General features: G+C 69.5%; 8 protein-coding genes and 1 tRNA gene. 3 read left to right on the forward strand and 6 right to left on the reverse strand.

From position 1 onward, the window contains the following. Positions 1 to 118 precede the first annotated feature (118 nt). The 3 genes from nusG to ABT186_RS34950 all read right to left on the reverse strand — a co-directional run bounded on the left by nusG (position 119) and on the right by ABT186_RS34950 (position 1,472). Positions 119 to 925, reverse strand: coding sequence for a transcription termination/antitermination protein NusG (nusG, locus tag ABT186_RS34940; RefSeq protein WP_351233910.1), 807 nt, complete (start codon positions 923 to 925; stop codon positions 119 to 121). A gap of 80 nt (positions 926 to 1,005) precedes the next feature. Continuing rightward, the gene (gene secE / locus ABT186_RS34945; RefSeq protein ID WP_351233912.1) at positions 1,006 to 1,293 is read right to left on the reverse strand and encodes a preprotein translocase subunit SecE; all 288 of its coding nucleotides are present in this window, start codon (positions 1,291 to 1,293) and stop codon (positions 1,006 to 1,008) included. 106 nt (positions 1,294 to 1,399) lie between these two features. Beyond that, positions 1,400 to 1,472: transfer RNA gene (locus ABT186_RS34950), tRNA-Trp, on the reverse strand. 262 nt (positions 1,473 to 1,734) lie between these two features. Between ABT186_RS34950 and ABT186_RS34955 the strand changes: the two genes are divergently transcribed. Both ABT186_RS34955 and ABT186_RS34960 read left to right on the forward strand, forming a co-directional pair. Further along, positions 1,735 to 2,961, forward strand: a complete 1,227-nt coding sequence (locus tag ABT186_RS34955) for a pyridoxal phosphate-dependent aminotransferase (RefSeq protein ID WP_351233914.1) — start codon at positions 1,735 to 1,737, stop codon at positions 2,959 to 2,961. A gap of 136 nt (positions 2,962 to 3,097) precedes the next feature. Beyond that, positions 3,098 to 4,138, forward strand: coding sequence for an adenosine deaminase (locus ABT186_RS34960; protein WP_351233915.1), 1,041 nt, complete (start codon positions 3,098 to 3,100; stop codon positions 4,136 to 4,138). Here the strand turns inward: ABT186_RS34960 and ABT186_RS34965 are convergent. Further along, positions 4,119 to 4,616: a hypothetical protein gene (locus tag ABT186_RS34965; protein WP_351928472.1), complete on the reverse strand. Its 498-nt coding sequence runs from the start codon at positions 4,614 to 4,616 to the stop codon at positions 4,119 to 4,121. The genes ABT186_RS34960 and ABT186_RS34965 overlap by 20 nt on opposite strands. Positions 4,617 to 4,704: 88 nt before the next feature. Then, positions 4,705 to 5,343: a TetR/AcrR family transcriptional regulator gene (locus ABT186_RS34970; RefSeq protein ID WP_351233919.1), complete on the reverse strand. Its 639-nt coding sequence runs from the start codon at positions 5,341 to 5,343 to the stop codon at positions 4,705 to 4,707. Between the two features lie 136 nt (positions 5,344 to 5,479). On the opposite strand from ABT186_RS34970, the gene ABT186_RS34975 reads away from it, so the two are divergent. After that, entirely contained in the window at positions 5,480 to 6,112 is a 633-nt protein-coding gene (locus tag ABT186_RS34975; RefSeq protein ID WP_351928474.1) for an NAD(P)-dependent oxidoreductase, read from the forward strand. 19 nt (positions 6,113 to 6,131) lie between these two features. Here ABT186_RS34975 and ABT186_RS34980 read toward each other — a convergent pair whose 3' ends face one another. Then, the gene (locus ABT186_RS34980) at positions 6,132 to 7,187 is read right to left on the reverse strand and encodes a UDP-N-acetylmuramate dehydrogenase (protein ID WP_351233923.1); all 1,056 of its coding nucleotides are present in this window, start codon (positions 7,185 to 7,187) and stop codon (positions 6,132 to 6,134) included. Between the last annotated feature and the right edge of the window lie 86 nt (positions 7,188 to 7,273).

Raw genomic sequence — 7,273 nt, forward strand, 5'->3', positions numbered from 1 at the left:
CGGATGGAGGCATACCGCACAACGATAACGGGTACCTATGCGCGGCCAAAAACCGAGCAGGTCAGACCGGCTACGGAAGCCGGGCTGACCTGCACGGAAGTGCTCGTACCAGAAGGACTCAGTTCTTCTGGATCTGGTCGAAGGAGAGCTCGACCGGCGTCTCGCGGCCGAAGATCTCCACGAGACCCTTGACCTTCTTGGAGTCGGCGTTGATCTCGTTGATGGTCGCCTGCAGCGTGGCGAACGGGCCATCGGTGACGGTGACCGAGTCGCCGACCTCGAAGTCCAGCACCTGAACCTCGACCTTGCGCTGCGGAGCGGGCTTGCCCTCGGCCTCGGCGGCCTCGCGGGCGGCCTTCTCCTCGGCCTCGGGGGCGAGCATCTTGACGATCTCGTCCAGCGTCAGCGGGTACGGGTCGTAGGCGTTGCCCACGAAGCCGGTGACACCGGGGGTGTTGCGGACGACGCCCCAGGACTCGTTCGTCAGGTCCATGCGGACCAGGACGTAGCCCGGCAGCTTGTTCTGCTTGATCGTCTTGCGGTCGCCGTTCTTGATCTGGACGACCTCTTCCTGCGGCACCTCGGCCTGGAAGATGTAGTCCTCGACGTTCAGCGAGACGGCGCGCTGCTCCAGGTTGGTCTTCACACGGTTCTCGTAGCCGGCGTACGTGTGGATCACGTACCACTCGCCGGGCAGGGTACGCAGCTCTTCGCGCAGGGCCTCGACGGGGTCCACGGGCGCGGTCTCCTCTTCGGCGACCTCGTCCTCGTCCACGACGTGTACGGCGGCCTCCTCGGCCGACTCGCCCGCCTCGGCTTCGGCAGCCTCGAACTCGTCCTGCTCGTCCGCGCCCTCGACGATGTCGAGCTCGTCATCCACGGACTCGTCCGGCTCGATGGCGTCGTTCAGGTTCGGGTCAGACACGGTGGCTGCTTCTTCCTGGATACATAGGGGTGGAACATGCGAAAGGGACGCCGGGCACGACGGCGTCCTTCGCTCTCGGCTCAGCCGAAGACGTACTTGGCGGCGTGGTTGAGCCCATAGTCAATCAAAGTCACCAGGGCGATCATGATCGCGACGAAGAAGATCACCACTGTTGTGTACGACGTCAGCTGGTTCCGCGTCGGCCAGACGACCTTGCGGAGCTCCGCGACGACCTGGCGGTAGAAGAGGGCAAGGCGCTTCAGCGGGCCCTTCTTGGCTCGCTTGCCGCCCTTGCGGGTCTTCTTCTTCGACTCCTGCAGCTCATCCTGGGCGTCAGGCATGTCGATGGAGCCCACGGCGTCCGTCACTCGTCCTCACCTGATTCCCGGGTCGTGACCGTGCCGCGCCCGGTGGAGCCGCACGGCGTGCAATACGTACGTACTGTGCGCACACTTCCTGATGGGGAGTGTGTAGCAGGGCCGGAGGGACTTGAACCCCCAACCGCTGGTTTTGGAGACCAGTGCTCTACCAATTGAGCTACGACCCTTTGTTGTGTACCCCAACGTACCGCATCCAGCCGGGTGCTCGGTGTGCACCCGCTCGATCGCCGCCGCTGGAGGCCAACGAGGTGAGAGTGTACGTGGTCCGCGGCCGGTCGTCGAACAGAAAGTGCCCATAAGGGCTTTGCCCGCGAAAGATCGGCCAGGCAGCGGACCGCATCCGGACAGTTGTTCAGTCATCGGTCCGGTCTTGTTCAGTCCGTGAAACCCGCGTGCCGCTGGAGTTTCCGGTCTGAAACGATGGGCCCCATGAGCGCTGCAACCCCTCCCACCGAGCGCCGGGTATCCGCCCGGATCGGGGCGATCTCCGAGTCCGCCACCCTCGCCGTGGACGCCAAGGCCAAGGCCCTCAAGGCCGCCGGGCGCCCGGTGATCGGCTTCGGCGCCGGTGAGCCCGACTTCCCGACGCCGGACTACATCGTCGAGGCCGCCATCGAGGCCTGCAAGAACCCGAAGTACCACCGCTACACGCCGGCCGGCGGTCTGCCCGAGCTGAAGGCCGCGATCGCCGCGAAGACGCTGCGCGACTCCGGCTACGAGGTGGACCCCTCGCAGGTCCTGGTCACCAACGGCGGCAAGCAGGCCATCTACGAGGCCTTCGCCGCGATCCTCGACCCGGGCGACGAGGTGATCGTCCCGGCGCCGTACTGGACGACGTACCCGGAGTCGATCCGGCTGGCCGGCGGTGTCCCGGTGGAGGTCGTCGCGGACGAGACGACGGGCTACCGCGTCTCCGTCGAGCAGCTGGAGGCGGCCCGCACGGAGCGGACGAAGGTCGTCCTGTTCGTCTCCCCCTCGAACCCGACCGGCGCGGTCTACAGCGAGGCCGAGGCCGAGGCGATCGGCCGCTGGGCGGTCGAGCACGGCCTGTGGGTGCTGACGGACGAGATCTATGAGCACCTGGTCTACGGCGACGCGAAGTTCACCTCGCTGCCGGCGCTCCTGCCGGAGCTGCGCGACAAGTGCATCGTCGTCAACGGTGTCGCGAAGACGTACGCGATGACGGGCTGGCGTGTCGGGTGGATCGTCGGCCCGAAGGACGTGGTGAAGGCGGCGACGAACCTGCAGTCGCACGCGACGTCGAACGTGTCGAACGTCGCGCAGGTGGCGGCCCTGGCCGCCGTATCCGGCGACCTGGAGGCGGTCGCGAAGATGCGCGAGGCCTTCGACCGGCGCCGCAAGACCATCGTGCGGATGCTGAACGAGATCGACGGCGTGCTCTGCCCGGAGCCGGAGGGCGCGTTCTACGCGTACCCGTCGGTGAAGGCGCTGATCGGCAAGGAGATCCGCGGCAAGCGCCCGCAGAACTCGGTGGAGCTGGCCGCGCTGATCCTGGAGGAGGCCGAGGTCGCGGTCGTCCCAGGTGAGGCCTTCGGCACCCCTGGTTACCTGCGGCTGTCGTACGCCCTCGGTGACGAGGACCTGGTCGAGGGCGTGAGCCGGATCCAGAAGCTGCTGTCGGAGGCGCGGGACTGAAGCCCCGCTAAGGGGACGAGCGGGTGAATTCACCCGCTCGTCCCCTTCTTTTCTTTTGTGCGAGCGTCCGTGCGAGCAAGACCACGTTCGGGGAAAGCGCTACCGGGACAGCGGGGACGTACGGCAGGATCTTGGGATGGAGCACGTACGTGATGTCTCTGAGCTGCCGAAAGCCCATCTGCACCTGCACTTCACCGGGTCGATGCGGCCCGCCACCCTGCTGGAACTGGCCGACAAGTACGGCGTGCGGCTGCCCGACGCGCTGATCGATGCGCTGGTCAGCGGGGAGCCGCCGAAGCTGCGGGCGACGGACGAGCGGGGCTGGTTCCGCTTCCAGCGGCTGTACGACTCGGCGCGCTCCTGCCTCAGGGAGCCGGAGGACATCCGGCGGCTGGTGCGGGAGGCCGCGGAGGAGGACATCAAGGACGGCTCGGGCTGGCTGGAGATCCAGGTCGACCCGACGTCGTACGCACCGCGCCTGGGCGGTCTCATTCCGGCGTTGGAGATCATCTTGGACGCGGTGGAGACGGCGATGCGGGAGACGGGTCTCGGCATGCGCGTGCTCGTGGCCGCGAACCGTATGAAGCACCCGCTTGACGCGCGCACGCTGGCCCGGCTGGCCGTGCGGTACGCGGACCGCGGCGTGGTCGGTTTCGGCCTCTCGAACGACGAGCGCCGGGGCATGGCGCGGGACTTCGACCGTGCCTTCGCCATCGCCCGCGACGGGGGTCTGCTGTCGGCCCCGCACGGCGGCGAGCTGACCGGCCCGTCCTCGGTGCGCGACTGTCTGGACGATCTCCATGCGAGCCGGATCGGGCACGGGGTGCGCGCGGCGGAGGACCCGCGCCTGCTGAAGCGTCTCGCGGACCGGGGCGTGACCTGTGAGGTGTGCCCGGCGTCGAACGTGGCGCTCGGCGTCTACGAGAAGCCCGAGGACGTACCCCTGCGAACCTTGTTCGAGGCGGGCGTCCCGATGGCGCTGGGCGCCGACGACCCGCTGCTGTTCGGCTCCCGTCTGGCGGCCCAGTACGAGATCGCCCGCCGGCACCACGGCTTCACGGACGAGGAGCTGGCGGAACTGGCGCGGCAGTCGGTACGGGGTTCGGCGGCACCGGATGACACGAAGGCGAAGCTGCTGTCGGGCATCGACGACTGGCTCAGCGCCCCGGCCTCTTGAAGGGGACGTAGGGCGGACAGGGCCTGAAGCAGATCAGCACCTCGACGGGGTGTCCGCCGCCGGGCGGCCGGATCAGCGACGGGAGTGACGCCATCAGCGCCGAGTGCCCCTTGGCAACGCTCTTCCGGTACGGCCCCCGGCCCGCCGCGTGGGCGAAGCACATGGCGGTCTCGGCGAAGACGTCCCGGCTGCCGAACAGGAAGAACGTGCGGGCGTACGTGGTGTGCCGCAGCTCGTCCCGGAAGTCCGCTCGTTGCCACCGCGCGCGCCAGGACGCTGCGTCCCGGGCGGTGCGCGCCCCGTCGGTGCGGACGGTCGGCGGAGTGCCCTGCCGCAGCTTCCGGCGCAGCTCGGGCCACTTGGCGGGGCGCAGGCCGGACGTGAGGTGGGCCAGGACGAGGTCGACCGGCTCGCACCGGCCCTCGTCGGGCGGGATTCCGTCACAGAGGCTGCCAGGGCTGGACGACCCGGTGCTCATGGGGCCTCCTGGACTTGCACTGGCGCAGCCTCAGCCGAATGCGGGATGTTCGGGAAGTTCCGGGTGCCTCATGCACCTGGCGTCGCGGTCACGGGGAGCCGCCGGCATCGGAAATTCCGCCCAGCAGTGTCCGCGCCAACCGCCGCGCGAAGTCGTCCACCGGCGGCCGTGCGCCCGTCTCCGTCGACTCGTACGCGAACGCCCGCTGCGCGCATGCGCCGAGCAGTAGCGAGGCCGCCGCGAAGGTGTCCGCGTCGGCGTGGACCCGCCCGGCGGCCTGTTCCGCACGCAGGTACGTGTCGAGCAGCCGGATGGGCATGTGCGGCCCCGACCCCATCTGCCGCATCGCCTCGTCGTGCCGGCGTTTGAGCTGGGTCTCGGCGTACAACGACGCGGCGATCGGGAAGCTCTGCTCGTAGAAGAGGGCGGCCTGGCGGGCGATCTCGGTGAGGTTCTCCTCCAGGGTGTGCCGGCCGGGCTCGGCCGCGAGGCTGCTCAGCAGCGGTCCGAGCTGGGGCAGTCGCTCCGCGAGGACGCGGATGAACAGCTCCTCCTTGCTCGCGAAGTACTTGTAGAGCGCGGCCTCGGAACAGCCCGCCGCCTTGGCGATCTCCTTGGTCGTGGCGCGGGCGAGCCCCACGCTGAGCATCAGCTCGTGCGCGGCGTCGAGGATGCGGACCCGGGTGGGTCTGTGCTGGGCCGTCTTCTGCGCCCCTGTGTGCTGCATGGGGCCCAAGGATTCCATGGTCGGTCCATTCAGACTTGACGGGTGAGTAAGTGCTTACCCACTCTAGAGGGAAACCGGGGTGAGTGAATACTCACCCACCCTCAGGAGACTCCAACGGGAGTACGGGAGACACGCCATGAAGCTCACGGTTTTCGGTGCCACAGGCGGCATCGGCCAGGAGATCGTCAAACAGGCCTTGACGGCCGGGCACCAGGTCACCGCCGTCGTACGGGATCCCGCACGGCTCAGCGTGACGGGCACGGGACTGGAGGTGTTCCGCTCGGATCTGAGCGACCCGGAGGCGCTGCGTCCGGCGGTCGCCGGCCGGGACGCGGTCCTGTCGGGGCTCGGCGCACGCAGCCGCAAGGACGCAGGGGTGGCGGCCCGGCTGACGCGTACGGTACTGGCCGCCCTGGAGGCCGAGGGGGTCCGCCGGCTGCTCGTGGTGAGCGCCGGTCCGGTCGGTCCCGCACCGGAGGGCGACGGGGCGCTCGACCGCACCGCCCGCGGCGTGGTCTCGGCGCTCCTCAAGGACGTCTACGCCGATCTGAGCGAGATGGAGGCGGAACTGGCCCGCAGCACCACGGACTGGACGGTCGTGCGGCCGCCGCGCCTGCAGAACAAGCCGGTCACCGGCACGTACCGCACGGCCGTCGGCGGCTTCCCGCGCAAGGGACGTTTCATCGGCCGCGCCGATGTCGCCCACGCAATGCTGGCGATGGTGGACGACCCGGGGACGGTGAAGCAGGGGGTGGGGGTGGCCTACTAGGACTTCGGCCCGGACCGCCTCAGAGGCTCACGCCCACCGTCACCGGCTCGTTCACCAGCGTGATCCCGAAGGCCTCGTGGACTCCGGCCACGACCTCGCGGGCCAGGGCGAGCAGGTCCTCGGTGGTCGCGCTGCCGCGGTTGGTCAGCGCCAGGGTGTGCTTGGTGGAGATGCGGGCGGGCCCGGTGCCGTACCCCTTGGTGAAGCCCGCCTTGTCGATCAGCCAGGCCGCGGAGGTCTTGGTGTGTCCGTCGCCCGCCGCGTACGCGGGCGGCTCCGCCTCCTCGCCCAGCCGCTCCTTCACACGCGCGTGGAACGCGGCATACTCCTCGTGGGTGAGGATCGGGTTGGTGAAGAAGGAGCCCGCCGACCAGGTGTCGTGGTCCTCGGGGTCCAGCACCATCCCCTTGCCCGTACGCAGCTTGAGGACGGCCTCGCGGGCGGCGGCCAACGGCACACGGTCGCCGGGCTCGACGCCGAGGGCGCGGGACGTCTCGGCGTACCTGAGGGGAGCCGAGAGCCCCTGCACGTCCTCCAGCGCAAAGCGGACGCGCAGGACCACATGGCGCTCGGGGTCGGCCTTGAAGCGGCTGTGGCGGTACGAGAACGCGCACTCGGCGTTCGGGATCGTGACCGTTTCGCGTGCTCTGCGGTCGTAGGCGATCACCTCGGTGATCGTCGAGGAGACCTCCTGGCCGTACGCCCCCACGTTCTGGATCGGGGTCGCGCCCGCAGAGCCGGGGATTCCGGCGAGGCACTCGATACCGGCGAGCCCGGCCTCGACCGTGCGGGCGACGGCGTCGGTCCACACCTCGCCGGCGGCCAGCTCCAGCTTCGTACCGTCGAGCAGGAAGCCCTGCGTCGCAATGCGCAGGGCGGTGCCGTCGAAGCCCTTGTCGCCGATGACCAGGTTGGATCCGCCGCCGATCAGCAGCAGCGGCGTACCGGAGTCGTCGGCCTCGCGGACGGCGGCGATCACCTCGGCGTCGGTGGTGGCGGTGATCAGGCGGGTCGCGGGGCCGCCCAGCCGGAAGGTGGTCAGCGGGGCGAGCGGGGCGTTGTGGAGTTCCTGCACCCGCCAAGACTACGAGACGGCACCGACAGCCCCGGCACGCACGGTGTGCGCCACCGACGGCCCCGGCACGCGCGTGTGCGGCCCCG

It is taken from the genome of Streptomyces sp. NPDC001634 (genome assembly GCF_040298185.1).
Taxonomy (GTDB): domain Bacteria; phylum Actinomycetota; class Actinomycetes; order Streptomycetales; family Streptomycetaceae; genus Streptomyces.